This is a genomic window from Rhodococcus sp. PML026 (assembly GCF_000963615.1).
Lineage (GTDB): Bacteria > Actinomycetota > Actinomycetes > Mycobacteriales > Mycobacteriaceae > Rhodococcoides > Rhodococcoides fascians.
The window spans coordinates 484,672-500,334 of sequence record NZ_KQ031376.1 but is presented as its reverse complement, the minus strand read 5'-3'; the positions used below and the strand labels follow the sequence as shown (position 1 = coordinate 500,334).

Here is a 15,663-nt window from a genome sequence, read left to right as displayed (position 1 = left end):
GCATGTGAGTGGTAGCTCGTAACCTGCTACGAAGTTTCATGCACATGCGCGCAGCGCATACTGTGGTCATGGCATCGGTCGTCGCAGAAGTGATGGGTTCGGATTTCGCTCGTCTGCATCCCAAGGTCCAATGGCGTTTCGGTTTGCAGTCCTCGGATCATCGGGCTCAGTTCGGGGTCGGTGTGATGGAGGAGATGACTCACTCTCGTCTCGTTCCTCCGCCGCTGCTGTGGGCCGGTCGTAAGCGAGGCCTGTTTCCTGCTGGGGTGGGCAAGGATGTGCCCTTCACCATTGCCAACTATGCGTACGTCGACGAATTGGGCCGCGAGACAATGTCTTTCGTGCGTCGCTTCGCGTTCGCCGCGCGTCCGCAGGGGATGAATTCGGTGATGGTGTCGTCGGCAGAATCCGACGCATATGCGCTCGACTACCTGGGGTTCTCGTCGGACATGGTGGTGCACACCACGTGTGCGGTCGACTCCGACGGCGGGTTGGTGCTCGAGAGCGAGGTGCCGCGGTTTCTGCTCGGTCCCATTGCGCCGAAGTTGCCGAAGGTGGCCTCTGCGGTCACGATCGGCCGGGAATGGTGGGACGCGGCAGAGGAACGGCACCGCATCGAGATCGAAGTCAAGAGCCCGATGCTCGGCCAGTTGTTCCTGTATCGCGGGTGGTTCACCGCCGAGGAGCGCGAGTGCCGTCCTGCCGACATACCGTCCGACGCGCGGCCGCGCTCGATCGAATCACGCGAATAGCGCTACTGTTACGCGTCGATCGAAGCAGGTGAAAGGGAGTCCGCAGTGGCCGTAGTCGAAGCCGAGGTAGTCGGTGGTGTCGGGCATATCGTCCTGAACCGGCCGGAGGCCCTGAACTCGTTGAACGAGGCCATGATCCACGGCATTCGTGCGGCACTCGATGCGTGGCGGGACGACGACACCGTCGGTTCGGTTCTGGTGACGAGCAGTTCACCGCGCGCGTTCTGCGCCGGCGGAGACATCAAGGCCATCAGGCAGGCCGTGATCGACGGCGACCGAGAAGCCGGGCCGCGCTACTTCTCTGCCGAGTACGACCTCGACGAGATCATTGCGACGTACCCCAAGCCGTATGTGGCGGTCATCGAGGCCGCGGCGTTCGGGGGAGGGCTGGGAATCTCGGTGCACGGCAGCGTGCGGATCGTGACAGAGAACGCTCTTCTGGCGATGCCGGAGACGGCGATCGGATTTGTTCCCGATGTGGGCTCGAGCTACTTTCTGTCCCGGTTGCCCGATCACATCGGACGCTACTTGGCACTGACAGGCACCCGGATCACCGGATCCGACGCTGTGACACTGGGATTGGCGACACACTTCTGTCCCAGCGAATCCGTTCAGGCGCTGAAGGACGACATTCTCGGTGGCACCGATCTCGGTGCAGCGCTCGATCGACACACGACCCCGCCGCCGACGACGGAATTGTCGTTCGACGCGAAAGCGGTGGCCACGGTGTTCGAGAAGACGTCGCTCGTCGACATCATCGATGCTTTGGAGTGCGATACCGCGTGGTCTCGCTCGACCAAGACTCAGTTGGCAACGCTGTCGCCGACGTCCTTGATGGCCACCGATGCCCTGATCGAGCGGGCTGCGGACAGTACGTTGCGGGAGTGCCTCGATCGCGAGTTGCGGCTGGCGACATGGATCATCACGGAACCGGACTTCGCCGAGGGTGTGCGCGCAGTGCTCGTCGACAAGGACCGCGCGCCGCAGTGGAAGCCTCTGGTGCTCGAGATGGTGCGACCAGAGGCCTTCCAGCAGCTGCTGTGACCGTCAGTGGGTCAGCGGTAACCCTTGGCGGGGTTCTGCAGGTCCAGCACGATGGTCTGGCCGTTGGAACGCACGTGGATCTCCGGGTTCTGCAGACCACCGGAGACGAGGTATTCGCCGAGGAGCTGAAGCAGCTCGTCGGGGCCGACGGAGGTGTCGGGAGTGCGGATGTCGCCGGTGCGGCTGCCGAGTTCGTTCTGGGTCAGCCGACCCGCGATACGAACCGAGGCGACGCCCATAGCGGTACGACGGTCGGGTGCCTGGCCGCGGCCGAGAGACGGCGACGTGCTGCCGCTGGAGGCGTGAGCGGTGGAACGGCCGTTGGTGGGCAGGCCGTGTTCTGAGATCTGATCGCTGGTGGTCACTTCAACCTCGTTCGATTCCGTGGCGGGCTTCTCTGATGCTGCGGGCTGTGGAGCGGATGCCGTGTCGGTGGACGTGACCACTGCCGCCGGGAAATCGGTGGTGGTTTCGGCCGCCTTCTCGGCGGGTGCAGCTACCGAACTGTCGGTGCGGGCACCGTTGGACGGAGTGGAATCGGACTTCGGCGGCGTCGCCAAACGATGCGCGGGAGCGCCACCGACCTTGATCCCGGCCAATGGGTAGTTCGTTCCCTTAGTCATGTCGTTTTCCACTTCATCGTGATTCTCGGGTGGTTCCGCGCCGAGACGCCATGATCGGAGAACTCACATGACGCCCAACTCGGCGTCGAGCACGCCAAAACGTACTCGAAGTTTGTTCGGACCGCCTGAGAGTAGCATCACGATTGTTTAGATCGCCATTTTTTGGTCCAAACGCTTGTTCTGGATCCTGAACCACACCACGAAACCCCAGGTCACAAACCCGGCGTATACCAAGTAGAGGACAGCGGACGGGTAGAAACCGGCAATCACCAGCAGCGGGACGCCCACGATGTCCACCGCGATCCAGATGAGCCAGAATTCGGTGAGCCCGCGGGCCATGCCGAACGTCGCCAGCATCGAACCGGTGAAGATCCACGCATCGGCCCACTTGCCGAACGAACCGAGGTACCCGAACAGCTGCGCGAACACGATCGTTCCGACGACTGCGACAGTGATCATCACCAGTCGCTCACGGGCAGTGCCCCAGCGCGGAACGACGGCGGCCCCCGAGTTCTTCGAGCCGCGCATCCACCGGGCCAGCCCGTAGGCGCTGACGGCAATGAACATCAGCTGCCGTCCGGCTTGTCCGTACAGATCCAACGCCTGCGGAGTGTGGAACACCCCGCCCATGAAGACGGTGAACAGCAGCGCATTTCCGATGATCCCCACCGGCCATGCCCACACGACTCGACGCATCCCGCCGACCGCGGAGAGCAGTCCGAAGCCGTTCCCGATCACCTCGCGCCACAGCACCGGGTGGCCCAGCACGCTGAATTCGGCGTCGAGCAGATCTGTCAGCACCGCGACAGGCTACTGATCGCCTGCGGCGACGAGGGGCTCGAGGGTGAGCTCGGGCATCTCCTTCTGGATGTACTGCAGTCGCCACTTGTCGCTGACGAGAGCCAGCAGGGCACCGTCGGTCCGGGTGAAGATCTCGACGCCGCGCTGACGGCCCAATTCGACGGCCGACGCCGCGTCGGTGCGCCGAGCAAGCGAGTAACCCAACGGTTCCATCCGAGCGTCGACGCCGAATTCGGTCTTCATTCGTGCGGTGACCACCTCGAACTGCATCGGGCCGACGGCCGCGAGAACCGGGGAGGCGTCGCCGCGAATGTCGTTGCGCAGCACCTGAACCACGCCCTCGGAGTCGAGTTGTTCGACGGCTCGGCGGAACTTCTTGTACTTGTCGGCGCTGTCGACGCGCAGTGCCGAGAAGTGCTCGGGTGCGAACGACGGGATCGGTGGGAACTCGACCTTCTTGTCGGTGTACAACGTGTGGCCGGGCGCGAGCGCGGTGGCGTTGACCAGACCGACGATGTCGCCGGGGTAGGCGTTCTCGACCGTCGTCCGGTCACGGCCGAAGACGGTGAGCGCGTACTTGGTGGTGAACGGCTTCTTGGTCTGTGCGTGCGTGACGACCATGCCGCGCTCGAACACACCCGAGACCACGCGCATGAAGGCCAGGCGGTCTCGGTGTGCGGTGTCCATGCCGGCCTGCACCTTGAACACGACGGCGCTGAAGGGATCTGTCACCGCGCGCACCCCGTCGGAGACGTCGGCCCGGGGGCCGGGTGCGGGGGCCAGCGCCACCAGGGTGTCGAGGATCTGGCGCACGCCGAAGTTCAGCATCGCCGATCCGAAGATCACCGGTGACGTCTGGCCGGCGAGGAACATCTCCTGGTCGTGTTGCTGGCCGCTCGAGATCAGCAGATCGCTCTCCTCGACGGCGGTGTCCCAGTCGACGCCCTCGCGCTGCGCGGCGGCCTCGGCCGTCATGAATTCTTCTGGCGCGATCGTGGCACCACCCGCAGTTCGGGTGAAGCGGATGTAACTGCCGTCCTGCACATCGAGCAGGCCACGGAAGTCACCAGCGATGCCGACGGGCCAATACAGAGGCGTCGGCGTCAGGCCGATGCGTGACTCGATCTCGTCGAGCAGTTCGAGCGGGGACTGACCCGGGCGGTCCCACTTGTTGATGACGGTGATGACCGGGATGCCGAACTGGCGGCACACCTGGAACAGCTTGAGGGTCTGCGGCTCGAGGCCCTTCGCGGCGTCGATGAGCATGACGGCCGCGTCGACCGCCGTCAGGACGCGGTAGGTGTCCTCGGAGAAATCGGCGTGGCCGGGGGTGTCGACGAGGTTGATCACGTTGGTGACCTCGGCGTCGGGGGAGGTCTGGTAATTGAACTGCAGCGCAGTCGAACTCACCGAAATGCCGCGCGCCTTCTCCATCTCCATCCAGTCCGAGACGGTGGAGCGACGGCCGGCCTTGCCGTGAATGGCACCGGCCTCGGAGATGACGCGCGCGTGCAGGGCGAGGGCCTCGGTGAGCGTCGACTTACCGGCATCGGGGTGTGAGATCACCGCGAATGTTCGACGCCTCGCGACCTCGAAATCGAGTTCCCTGGCCGAGTGTCGAGCGGGGCCGGAGTTCGGTCCTGACCCGTCGAGTGCTGCATCGACGTCGGGGGAACTGGGCGGGGTACTCACGAAGGCCTCTATCTCGTAGTCACGGCAACGGCAAAGGTCAAGGATACGCGGCCGGTAACGGTCACCGGTCATCGCGGGATTGCTTAGGGTGAGGGACGCGGAAGGACCGTCGAACGAGGAGATGACGCGTTGAGCAAGTTCACCGACGAGATGTTCGAGACCGCAAGCAGCAGCAAACGTGGTTTGGTCACCGGGGAGCCCGAGGCGGCGTTGCGTCAGTCGTGGGGTGAGATCCACGAGCAGGCGCGGAGGATGGCGGGCGCGTTGGCCGACGCGGGGGTCGAACACGGCGACGCGATCGGTATTCTCGCCGGCCAGCCCGTCGACATCGCACCTGCCTGCCAGGCCACGTGGATGCGCGGAGCGTCGGTGACGATGTTGCATCAGCCCACCCCGCGGACCGATCTGGTCGTCTGGGGCGAGGACACCGAAACCGTCGTCCGGATGATCGACGCGAAGGCGGTGATTCTGGGAGCTCCGTTCGACATCGCCGCACCGGTGCTCGTCGAGCGCGGCATCACTGTGCTGAAGATCGACGACATGAAGTCCGGTCGCGACATCGATCCGGTGCCGACGGCCGAGACCGACATCGCGCTGCAGCAGCTCACGTCCGGCTCCACCGGGTCGCCCAAGGCCGTGCGTATCACGCACGAGAACTTCTACGTCAATGCGTACGCGATGATCGATCGCATCGAGTTCGACGTGAATTCCGACGTCATGGTCAGTTGGTTGCCGCTCTTCCACGACATGGGCATGGTGGGCTTCCTGTCGGTGCCGATGCAGGTGGGTGCCGAGGTCGTGAGCATCACGCCGTTGGACTTCCTGCGCTCGCCACTGTTGTGGGCCAAGCTCATCGACAAGTACCGCGGAACAGTCACTGCTGCACCCAATTTCGCGTATTCGCTGTTGGCGCGTCGGCTGCGTCAGGCGGAGGACGATCTGGATCTGGATCTGTCCACGCTGCGTTACGCGTGGAACGGTGCCGAACCCGTCGACCCCGACACGATGATCGCATTGGCAGAAGCGGGTGCGCCGTACAAACTCGATCCGGCGGCCCTCGCGCCCGTGTACGGAATGGCGGAAACGACTCTCGCCGTGTCGATTCCGGACCCCGGCCAAGGGCAGGTGATCGACGTCGTCGACGCGGATCTACTCGAAACGCTCGGCCGCGCAGTCCCGTCCACCCGCGGCAACACCCGATCCCTGGCGACTCTCGGAAAGTTCGTTCCCGGTCTCGAGGGCCGCGTCGTGGACAAGGAAGGGCAGGTGCTCACCGCGCGCGGTGTCGGCATCATCGAGGTCCGCGGCAAGGCCGTCACGCCCGGATACATCACCGTCGACGGCCCCGTGCCGACACAGGACGCCGACGGCTGGCTCGATACCGGCGACGTCGGCTACATCACCGAGGACGAACTGGTGGTCGTCTGCGGCCGGGTCAAGGACGTCATCATCATGGGCGGCCGCAACATCTATCCCACCGACATCGAACGAGCCGCGGGCACCGTCGCGGGAGTTCGGCCCGGTAACGCCGTCGCGATCCGCCTCGACGCCGGCGACAAACGCGAAAGCTTCGCTGTTGCAGTCGAAACGAACGATATCGACAACCCCGACGAGGTCAAGCGCATCGAGCGTGAAGTGATCCACGCGGTGCATTCGGAGGTAGGAGTGCGCCCGCGCACGGTGGCAGTCCTGGGGCCGGGCAGCATCCCGAAGACGTCGAGCGGCAAACTGCGACGGGCCAATTCGGTGTCGCTGCTGAACTGATCAGCGCGGGTGCACCCGATTCTGGGCGGCCTCGAGACCGACCTTCAGCAGTAGCTCGGCGGCGTCGGCGGCTTCTTCGATCACGACGCCGAGGTCCTTGCGTTCGGGCGTCGAGAAGGGCTTGAGCACGAACGACGCCGGGTCCATCCGTCCCGGCGGCCGTCCGACGCCCACGCGGACCCGCAGGTAGTCCTTGGTGCCGAGGTGCTGAGAAATCGAGCGCAGACCGTTGTGCCCGCCCTCACCGCCGCCGAGCTTGAGTCGCAGTGCGCCGAAGTCGATGTCCAGTTCGTCGTGCACGACCACGATGTTCGCGGGGTCGACGGAGAAGAACCGAGCCAGTGCCGCCACCGGCTGGCCCGAGAGGTTCATGAACGTTCGCGGCTTCGCGACGACGACCGAACGGCCGTCGAGCCGGGCCTGCACGATGTCGGAATTGGACTTCTTGTGCGACGTGAACGACGAGCCGACGCGCCCGGCGAGTGCGTCGGCGACCATGAAGCCCACGTTGTGCCGAGTCTTGTCGTACTGCGGACCGGGGTTGCCGAGCCCGACTATCAGGGCGGGGCCGTTTTCGGTGCTCACGGGCGTCATTCTTCCATCGATGGTTCGAAACGAACGGCGCGCCGTCTCCCGAAGGAGAACAGCGCGCCGCTCGAGATGCAGGGGAGAGAATCAGCTCTCGTCGGAGCTGTCTTCGTCCTCGGAAGCTGCTTCTTCCTGAGTCTCGGCCTCGCCGGTCTCGGAGATCGGCTCGGTGCCTTCGCCGTCGGCCTCGAGGTCTTCCTCGGACGGTGCCTCGACGACGTTGACCAGGAGGGTCTCGCCGTCGGAGATGAGGGTGACGTCGGACGGCAGATCCAGGTCTGCTGCGGTGATCTGCGTGCCGATCTCGGCACCCTCGACGGAGACGACGAAGTTCTCCGGGATCTCGAGCGCGTCGGCCTCGATCTCGACGGCGGTCGAGTCGGTGGTGACGAGGGTGCCCGGTGCGGCGTCGCCCTCGACGATGATGTTGACCTCGACGGTGACGCGCTCGCCCTTGTTCAGGACGAGGAGGTCGGCGTGCTCGATGCTGCGACGGATCGGGTGCACGACGATCGACTTGGTCAGTGCCAGCTGCGACTTGCCGGCGATGTCGAGGGTGAGCACAGCGTTGGTGCCGTCGTTACGCAGCACGGCAGCGAATGCGCGGGCGTCGAGTGCCAGGTGCTGGGGGTCGGTTGCGTGTCCGTACAGAACGGCGGGAACGAGGCCGTCGCGACGAGCGCGGCGTGCGGCACCCTTGCCGAATTCGGTGCGGACCTGTGCGGTGAGGTTGTTTACCTTCGATGCCATGGTGCTACATGCTCCTGATAACTGTGATCTGTGGTTCGTGCGGCGTACTTCGTCGGGCTGTCAAACTCGTCGGGGCGGACACGAACGAGCGCGGCCAACGGGGCCGAGCCGCGTCGATAACGGTGGATCCTCATGAGCCGGATCTACCCTCGCCGAGACAACCTGGAAGACAATACACGACCAGGTCACGTGCGCGGAAGTTCGACCCCTGCTACGAACTTCCGCTCAGTGATACTGGAGTTGTTCGTCGAGGTGGAAGGTATGACTCGTTTCCGCTCTGACGCCGATGGCTGTCTTTCATGTGATGTGTCGGCCTTCGCCTCGACGGACATCGTTCACACGCGACCGGTGGGCGGAGTGACTTGATAGGAGCCTGACCAAAGAGTCCCGTCACTGTGTTGTCCGCCGTCCCGGCCGGTGCGTGGTCACCTGTCGAAGGGATAACCAGTGTCCAGCATGACCGAAAACCCACCCGATGTCAGCCTCGCCGTCATTGCAGGCATCGATACTCACAAAGACACCCACCACGCGGCGATCATCGACCACCTCGGCCGCAAAATCTGCGACCGAGAGTTCCCGGCAACCGGCGCCGGCTACCGCGCACTGCTGGCATGGTTGATCGGGACCGGCATCGTCGTCCGAGTCGGAATCGAAGGCACCGGAAGCTACGGCTCCGCGCTGACCACGGTCCTGCTCGCAGCGGGCCTCGAGGTCGTCGATGTCGACCGCACCGACCGCCGCTCGCGGCGCTTTCACGGCAAGTCCGATCCGCTCGATGCTTACAGTGCTGCTCGCATCGCTGCGGCCGGGCTGGCTCGCACGATTCCGAAGACCCACGACGGGGACGTCGAGGCGATTCGGTTCCTGCACAACGCTCGTCGCTCCGCGGTGAAAGCTCGCGCCGAGGCGATCACAGGTCTCAAATCTGCCGTCGTCAACGCGCCCGAACCGATTCGAGAACAGCTCCGGGGTCTGACAACAGTCGCATTGATCGACGCATGCGCAGCACTGCGGCCGACCGCCGTCACTCCAGGTGCACTGACCGCGGCGATCAAGACTGCACTGCGGTCGGTGGCGCGACGGATCCAGCTCCTCGACGCCGACATCAAAGCACTGGACAAAAATCTCGCAGTGCTCATCGACGATGCCGCCGAAGACCTCGTCGGCCGGTTCGGGGTGGGCTACGAAACAGCAGCACAGTTGCTGATCACCGTCGGTGACAACCCCCACCGCGTCAGCTCCGAAGCAGCATTCGCCAGCCTCTGCGGTGTCGCACCCCTACCCGCGTCCTCGGGCAAAACCACTCGCCATCGACTCAACCGCGGCGGCAACCGGCAGGCCAACCGAGCGTTGCACGTCATCGTCATGGCCCGCCTCAAATACGACACCCGCACCCAGCAATACCGCGACCGACGACTCGCTGAAGGCAAGAGCAAACGCGACATAATCCGCTGCCTCAAACGAGCCGTCGCCCGCGAAATGTTCCAACTTCTCACCCAGAAAACTGCCACTTGACACTCATAGGAGCATCACGTGCGAGCGCAGCGAGCAACTCGGCGGCCACCGACCGGGCGACGGCGATGGCGTCGTCCCGACCGCCTGCGGTTCCCATGACCACCGCACCTTCGTGCAACAGTGACAATCGAGTCCCGAGTTCTTCTGAATCGGGGTATCCGGCATCGGCGGCCAGGCGTGCGAACAGCGATCGCGTCCACGCCTTCTCCGACTCGATGATGGCCAACACCGGGCTGTCGGTGCCGCCGAACTCGGCGAATGCGTTGACGAATCCGCAGCCGCGATGGTTGTCGCGCATCCACAGGTCGAGTGCGTCGTAGACCCCGAGTACACGCTGCTCACCCTGGTCGAGGGAGTCGACGTACTGCGTCACGTGCGCACACCAGAGGTCGTATCGACGCTTCAGGTAGCGCTGCACCAGGCCGTCCTTGGAGCCGAAGCGGTCGTACAGGGTCTTCTTGGTCGTGCCGGCTTCCTCGGCGATCAGGTCGACGCCGACGGCGCGGATTCCGCGGTCGTAGAAGAGCTCGCTCGCAACGGTGAGAATTCGTTCCGCTGCGGGGGTCAGTGGCTTGTCGTGCATGGCGACCTTTCGAAAGCGCTGTTCGGAGTGGGGTGCACTGCGAGTATACAGACCTGTATGTTTACATCGCTCTCATGACCTCACGCATCGATGTTCTCGCCGGTACAGCTCTGGTGATTCTGTGGAGTTCGGGCTTCATCGGAGCAGAATTCGGCACCGCCGAAGCTCCGGCCCACACGCTGCTGGCCTGGAGGTACCTGGTGGCAGTCGTGCTCCTCGTCGCGTGGTGCCGATGGCGACGACTCACCCCGACGTGGCACGCGCTGCGTATCCACGCAGTCCTCGGCCTCTTCTGCCAGTTCCTCTACCTCGGTGCCACCATCACCGGCATCGGCATGGGCGTCCCTCCGGGCGTCGCCGCCCTGATCGCTGCTTTGCAGCCGTTGGTGGTCGCGCTGGCCTCGAGCAGGATCTTCGGCGAACGCGTCGGATCGAGAGGAATCCTCGGCCTCCTCGTCGGCATCGCCGGAGTGACGCTCGTCGTCATCGGTGACCTGTCCGGTGCCGATCTCGCGTGGCCCGTCTACCTGCTTCCTGCCGCGGGCATGCTGGCGCTGTCGGCCGGGACGATCGGGCAACGGCTACTGGATCCGAAAGAACCCATCGCGCTGGCCATGGCCATCCAATGTGGCATCAGCGCAGTCGGTTTCATGACGTGGAGTGCACTTGCCGGTGACGCGGTACCGCCGATGACGACGGGTTTCTGGGCTGCGGTGGCGTGGACGGTGGTGCTGTCGACCTTCGGCGCATACGGCGCGTACCTGTTCGTCGTACGCCGCAGTGGACCGACTCGTGCCAGCGTGCTGCTCTACCTGACACCGCCTACGACGATGCTCTGGGCTTTCGTGATGTTCGGCGACGCGGTCACGTGGTTCGGTATCGCGGGCCTCGCAGTCTCGGGGATCGGGGTCGCCGCCTACCTCAGCGCACATCCGGACCGTAGAGCCCGCTCACGCGCCGGCGAGCGCAGCGAGCATCGTGTCCAACTCGGTGAAGGTGACGAAGTAGTGCGGGGATGCACGGACAACGGCGTCGAGTCCCCGGCCTGTCATGTCCAGTCGAGTGGAACCGCGATGGCTCACCGTGACCGTCACGTTTCGGTCGGCAAGTCGGTCGCGGACGGCAACCGGCTCCTTACCGTCCACGGTGAACGAGACGATGCCGCTCTTGCGGTCACCGAGATCGTGGACGGTGACCCCGGGAATGCGTCGCATTCCGGCACGTAGGTACTCGGCGCGCTCGGAGATGGCGTCCGCGACGTCGTCGATGCCCAGTTCGAGTAGATAGTCGACGGCCGCGCCGAGGGCGAGGCGGGCTGCGACGTCGCATTCCCAGAACTCGAAACGTGTTGCGTCGTCGGCCATTCGGTAGGTCGAAGAGTCTTCCCACTGTGCGCTGTGCAGATCGAGAGCCGGTGGATGCAAGCTCGCGGCCAATTCCGGACGCAGGTACAGGAACCCGGTACCTCGGGGCCCGCGTAGCCACTTGCGACCGGTGGCCGACAGCGCATCGACGCCGAGTTCGTCGACGTCCACCCGCAGCTGGCCGATGGACTGACACGCGTCGAGCAGAACGAGGGCACCGTGTCGATGGGCGAGATCGGCCACTGCGCGGGCCGGGTTGATCAAGCCTCCGTTGGTGGGCGCATGCACGACCGACACCACCTTGACCCGGTCGTCGAGCATCTGTTCGAGTGCGTCGATGTCGATGCACCCCGACGCGTCGCTCGGAATCACCTCGACCGTGGCCCCGGAGACCTCGGCGCGGTGCAGCGCGGAAATGGCGTTGCTGGCGTATTCGGCCTCGCACAGCAGGATTCGATCCCCGGCCGACAACGGCACCGAGTAGAAGAAGTCGGTCCACGCGCGAGTGGCGGAATCGCTCAGAGCGATGGTCGACGCCGGTGCCCCGATCAGGGTTCCGATCGATGCCTTGACGGCCGCGAGATCGTCGAGGCGTTCGCTCGCGGCCCGGTACCCGCCGATCTCCGCCTCGCGGCGCAGATGGGCGATCGCGGTGTCGACGACGACGGTGGGCGGCAGCGAGGAGCCGGCGCTGTCGAGAAATACCCGGCCCGACGCACCAGGGGTGTCGCGGCGAATGCGGTCGTGATCGAGCATCGATAGTCCTTCCGGTAGCGAACTCTCGGGCATCAGGGTTCCACAATCGGTAGCCTCGATACGACGCGGGATCTCGGCGTTTTCGATCCTGGCAGCTGGGTACATTGCGTAGTCGGATCGCGGTGAGTGGGAAAGAAGGAAATGTGTCCTCCAACGAGAAGTCCCTCGAGCTGAGCACGCGCCCAGCCATCGAGGCATATGTGTCGAAGGTGTGTTTCAAGCTTGGGCCACCGTCGCTCATCGGTGCCGAACTCGAATGGCTCACGGCCCTCGACGACGGTTCGCGGCCCTCCCTGTCAGCTCTGGCCGCTGCGCTCGGTGATCACTCCCCGCGCAGTATCGCTCCCGAGTCACCCGCCCTGACGTTGCCGGGCGGAAGTATCGTCACCGTCGAACCGGGCGGCCAAGTCGAATTGTCCAGTTCGCCTTCTATTTCCGTTTCCCAGCTCGAACCGCTGCTCGACGCCGATGCCCGACTGTTGCACGACATGCTCGGTCGCGACGGCATCTCCATCAGCGCAGTTCCCGCCGACGCCGTGCGAGATCCCGAACGACTACTGGTCTTACCGCGCTACTGCGCGATGGAAAACCGTTTCACCACCATCGGGCCTTTCGGCAAGCTGATGATGTGCAACACCGCCGCCACCCAGGTCAGTGTCGACGCCGGACGTGATCGGGCGGAGGTCACTTCGCGATGGCAGATGCTGCACGCCATCGGCCCGGCCTTCGTCGCCGCGTTCGCGCGCTCTCCCGAACTCGCCGGGGCACCGACGGGTGCGTGGGCATCGCAGCGAATGCGGACCTGGCTCGAACTCGATTCCAGCCGGACCACAGTACCGAACACGGGCGATCCGATCGCCGATTACGCGCGGTGGGCACTCGACGTTCCGCTCCTCTGTATTCGGGGAACCACCCAGAACTGGGAAGCGCCGTCCGGCATCACTTTTGCGCAGTGGCTCGACGATCCGAGCGTTGTCGGTCGCCCCGCAACCTACGCCGATCTCGATTACCACCTGACGACACTGTTCCCGCATGTCCGAGCCTGCGGGCACCTCGAAATCCGTTACCTCGACGCGCAACCCGACGGGCAGTGGGTGATACCGGCCGCCGCGTTCGAGGCGCTGTTGTCCACTCCCGGTCTGGTTTCCCAGGCCACCGAACTCGGCGCAGGCACAGCTGGTCGGTGGCTCGATGCGGCCCGGGCAGGTCTGGCCGATGGCGAGCTGCGCAGGGCCGCAAGCGAACTGCTCGATCTCGCATCATCCGCGGGAGGAGAGTTCTCCCAGCAGTTGCGTGCGGCATCTCGGAGATGTCGCGCCGGTATTTCGCCCCACGAATTCGATGCGGTGTCGCCGACATCGCAGAGCCGAAAGGAATCGGTGTGAGCGCCGAAGAACTCAGGACCAGGATCGAGACCGTGCTGACTCGGAGCCGGTCCCGCAGTGCCGCGCTCACCGAGTGCGTGGACGAAACCGAACTGATGGCTCAGCATTCGCCGTTGATGAGCCCGCTGATCTGGGACCTGGCACACATCGGCAGTCAGGAAGAACTCTGGCTCGTGCGCGACGTCGGTGGCCGCGATCCTGTGCGGCCGGACATCGACGAGTTGTACGACGCGTTCAAGCACTCGCGTTCGTCGCGAACGTCCTTGCCGCTCCTGACGCCCGAGGAAGCGCGCGCCTACGTGCATACCGTGCGGGACAAGGCCTGGGACGTGTTGCAGCACAGCACGTTCGAGGGCCGACCGGTCGAGAAGCACGGGTTTGCGTTCGGAATGATCGCCCAGCACGAGCAGCAGCACGACGAAACCATGCTCGCAACGCACCAGTTGCGTTCCGGTCCTGCTGTTCTCACCGCTCCTGCACCGCCGACGTCCACGATGCCGGTCGCGGGTGAAGCCATCATCGCCGGTGGGCCGTTCACGATGGGAACTTCCCTGGACCCGTGGGCGCTGGACAACGAGCGGCCTGCACACGCCGTGCACGTGCCGACCTTCGCCATCGACCGGGCCCCGATCACCAACGCGCAGTACATGAACTTCATCGCCGACGGCGGCTACGAGCGTCCCGAGTTGTGGACGGAGAAGGGGTGGGCGCACCGCGTCGATGCGCAGCTCACCGCCCCGCAGTTCTGGGAGTCCGATTCCGACGGCACCTGGTGGCGTCGGAGCTTCGGGGTGCGCAGGCCGGTGCGTCCGCAGCAGCCCGTCGTGCACGTGTGCTGGTTCGAGGCCGACGCCTATGCGCGCTGGGCAGGCAAGCGGCTACCGACGGAAGCGGAATGGGAGAAGGCCGCGCGGTACGACGCGGCGTCGAACACCTCCCGCGCCTATCCCTGGGGCGACGCCGAACCCACTGCAGCACATGCCAATCTGAATCAGCGACATCTCGAACCGGCCGATGTGGGGGCGTATCCGCAGGGTGTGTCCTCGGCCGGGGTCCATCAGCTCATCGGTGACGTGTGGGAGTGGACGTCCTCGGGTTTCGAGGCGTACCCGGGATTCGAGGCATTCCCGTATGCCGAGTACTCGGAGGTGTTTCTGCGCGGCGATTACAAGGTGTTGCGTGGCGGCTCTTTCGGCACCGACGAGGTGGCCTGCCGCGGGACGTTCCGAAATTGGGATCACCCGATTCGTCGGCAGATCTTCAGTGGGTTCCGGTTGGCCCGCGACGTCGAGTCGCACTGAATGTGCCGTCATCTCGGGTACCTCGGAGCAACTACCTCGGTCGGGTCACTGCTGACCCGGGGCGAGAACTCCCTGCGCACACAATCGTTCGCGCCCACCGACATGCGGGGCGGCGGCACCATCAACGCCGACGGGTTCGGCGTTGCCTGGTGGGACGGCGACGACACCGTACGCAGCTATCGCAATCCGATGCCCATCTGGACCGACCCTGCGATCGACGATGCTCTGCCGCAACTGCAGTCGACGTCGGTGATCGCGGCGGTCCGATCGGCCACCGTGGGAATGCCGGTCGAACGCAGTGCCTGTGCCCCGTTCACCGACGAGCGATGGGCATTCAGCCACAACGGCGTCGTGTTCGGTTGGCCGGAATCGTTGGCGGAGCTGTGGTCGGAGATTCCGCCGACCGATGCGTTGATGCTGCCGGCCCCTACCGACGCCGCCGGATTGTGGATCGTGCTGCGAAACCTGTTGCGCACACACGATCCCGAGTCGGCATTGCGCATGCTGGTTCGAGAGGTTCTGGCCAGGTCGCCCAAGGCGCGCCTGAATTTTCTGCTCTCGGACGGCACGTCCATGTATGCCACGGCGGTGCATCATTCGCTGTCGGTACTGCAGACCGAGGATTCGGTCACGATCGCCTCCGAACCCGTCGACGACGATCCCGAATGGATCTCTATCGACGACCGCAGCATCGTCGTCGCGACAGCGACCGGTGTCACCGTTTCGACCCTGGAAGAATGAAGGA

The 15,663-nt window shown here is 64.8% G+C and carries 14 protein-coding genes and 1 pseudogene; 8 read left to right on the top strand and 7 right to left on the bottom strand.

The features are described 5' to 3' along the window. Positions 1 to 68: 68 nt before the first annotated feature. A complete protein-coding gene (locus VF34_RS21880; protein WP_027496079.1) occupies positions 69 to 752 on the top strand; it encodes a DUF4166 domain-containing protein in 684 nt (227 codons plus the stop codon). Positions 753 to 797: 45 nt separating this feature from the next. After that, positions 798 to 1,796 (top strand): enoyl-CoA hydratase/isomerase family protein, encoded by a 999-nt coding sequence (locus tag VF34_RS21875; protein ID WP_032373028.1) that lies wholly within the window; start codon positions 798 to 800, stop codon positions 1,794 to 1,796. A gap of 11 nt (positions 1,797 to 1,807) precedes the next feature. On the opposite strand, the gene VF34_RS21870 is transcribed toward VF34_RS21875, so the two are convergent. The 3 genes from VF34_RS21870 to VF34_RS21860 all read right to left on the bottom strand — a co-directional run bounded on the left by VF34_RS21870 (position 1,808) and on the right by VF34_RS21860 (position 4,912). Then, entirely contained in the window at positions 1,808 to 2,419 is a 612-nt protein-coding gene (locus VF34_RS21870) for a prolipoprotein diacylglyceryl transferase (protein WP_027496081.1), read from the bottom strand. A gap of 147 nt (positions 2,420 to 2,566) precedes the next feature. Then, entirely contained in the window at positions 2,567 to 3,220 is a 654-nt protein-coding gene (locus VF34_RS21865; protein ID WP_032373027.1) for a nicotinamide mononucleotide transporter family protein, read from the bottom strand. A gap of 9 nt (positions 3,221 to 3,229) precedes the next feature. After that, entirely contained in the window at positions 3,230 to 4,912 is a 1,683-nt protein-coding gene (locus VF34_RS21860; protein WP_027496083.1) for a peptide chain release factor 3, read from the bottom strand. Between the two features lie 129 nt (positions 4,913 to 5,041). On the opposite strand from VF34_RS21860, the gene VF34_RS21855 reads away from it, so the two are divergent. Beyond that, on the top strand, positions 5,042 to 6,676 hold the full coding sequence (locus VF34_RS21855; protein WP_032373026.1) for a fatty acyl-AMP ligase: 1,635 nt from the start codon (positions 5,042 to 5,044) through the stop codon (positions 6,674 to 6,676). Here VF34_RS21855 and pth read toward each other — a convergent pair whose 3' ends face one another. Beyond that, positions 6,677 to 7,270: an aminoacyl-tRNA hydrolase gene (gene pth / locus VF34_RS21850; protein WP_032373025.1), complete on the bottom strand. Its 594-nt coding sequence runs from the start codon at positions 7,268 to 7,270 to the stop codon at positions 6,677 to 6,679. 81 nt (positions 7,271 to 7,351) lie between these two features. Beyond that, positions 7,352 to 8,014: a 50S ribosomal protein L25/general stress protein Ctc gene (locus VF34_RS21845; RefSeq protein ID WP_027496086.1), complete on the bottom strand. Its 663-nt coding sequence runs from the start codon at positions 8,012 to 8,014 to the stop codon at positions 7,352 to 7,354. Positions 8,015 to 8,470: 456 nt separating this feature from the next. Between VF34_RS21845 and VF34_RS21840 the strand changes: the two genes are divergently transcribed. Then, entirely contained in the window at positions 8,471 to 9,529 is a 1,059-nt protein-coding gene (locus VF34_RS21840; RefSeq protein WP_032375837.1) for an IS110 family RNA-guided transposase, read from the top strand. On the opposite strand, the gene VF34_RS21835 is transcribed toward VF34_RS21840, so the two are convergent. Further along, entirely contained in the window at positions 9,507 to 10,112 is a 606-nt protein-coding gene (locus tag VF34_RS21835; RefSeq protein WP_045842038.1) for a TetR/AcrR family transcriptional regulator, read from the bottom strand. The genes VF34_RS21840 and VF34_RS21835 overlap by 23 nt on opposite strands. Before the next feature lie 74 nt (positions 10,113 to 10,186). Here VF34_RS21835 and VF34_RS24795 point away from each other — a divergent pair. Further along, a pseudogene (locus VF34_RS24795) lies at positions 10,187 to 11,014 on the top strand (DMT family transporter); the annotation flags it as partial. Positions 11,015 to 11,062: 48 nt separating this feature from the next. Here VF34_RS24795 and VF34_RS21825 read toward each other — a convergent pair. Beyond that, the gene (locus VF34_RS21825; RefSeq protein ID WP_045842128.1) at positions 11,063 to 12,232 is read right to left on the bottom strand and encodes an aminotransferase class V-fold PLP-dependent enzyme; all 1,170 of its coding nucleotides are present in this window, start codon (positions 12,230 to 12,232) and stop codon (positions 11,063 to 11,065) included. A 143-nt stretch (positions 12,233 to 12,375) separates the two neighbouring features. On the opposite strand from VF34_RS21825, the gene egtA reads away from it, so the two are divergent. The 3 genes from egtA to egtC are packed head-to-tail and all read left to right on the top strand — an operon-like array spanning position 12,376 to position 15,659. Further along, positions 12,376 to 13,617, top strand: a complete 1,242-nt coding sequence (gene egtA / locus VF34_RS21820; protein ID WP_032364114.1) for an ergothioneine biosynthesis glutamate--cysteine ligase EgtA — start codon at positions 12,376 to 12,378, stop codon at positions 13,615 to 13,617. After that, on the top strand, positions 13,614 to 14,918 hold the full coding sequence (gene egtB, locus VF34_RS21815; protein ID WP_197077494.1) for an ergothioneine biosynthesis protein EgtB: 1,305 nt from the start codon (positions 13,614 to 13,616) through the stop codon (positions 14,916 to 14,918). Before egtA ends, egtB begins: the two co-directional genes overlap by 4 nt. Then, positions 14,919 to 15,659, top strand: a complete 741-nt coding sequence (gene egtC, locus VF34_RS21810; RefSeq protein WP_032364113.1) for an ergothioneine biosynthesis protein EgtC — start codon at positions 14,919 to 14,921, stop codon at positions 15,657 to 15,659. Positions 15,660 to 15,663 lie beyond the last annotated feature (4 nt).

Excerpts from the sequence above, each read along its gene's own strand:
- VF34_RS21870 (WP_027496081.1), bottom strand. The coding sequence starts at position 2,419 with ATGACTAAGGGAACGAACTACCCATTGGCCGGGATCAAGGTCGGTGGC.
- VF34_RS21845 (WP_027496086.1), bottom strand. The coding sequence starts at position 8,014 with ATGGCATCGAAGGTAAACAACCTCACCGCACAGGTCCGCACCGAATTC.
- pth (WP_032373025.1), bottom strand. The coding sequence starts at position 7,270 with ATGACGCCCGTGAGCACCGAAAACGGCCCCGCCCTGATAGTCGGGCTC.
- VF34_RS21880 (WP_027496079.1), top strand. The coding sequence starts at position 69 with ATGGCATCGGTCGTCGCAGAAGTGATGGGTTCGGATTTCGCTCGTCTG.
- VF34_RS21825 (WP_045842128.1), bottom strand. The coding sequence starts at position 12,232 with ATGCTCGATCACGACCGCATTCGCCGCGACACCCCTGGTGCGTCGGGC.
- VF34_RS21835 (WP_045842038.1), bottom strand. The coding sequence starts at position 10,112 with ATGCACGACAAGCCACTGACCCCCGCAGCGGAACGAATTCTCACCGTT.
- egtC (WP_032364113.1), top strand. The coding sequence starts at position 14,919 with ATGTGCCGTCATCTCGGGTACCTCGGAGCAACTACCTCGGTCGGGTCA.
- VF34_RS21840 (WP_032375837.1), top strand. The coding sequence starts at position 8,471 with ATGACCGAAAACCCACCCGATGTCAGCCTCGCCGTCATTGCAGGCATC.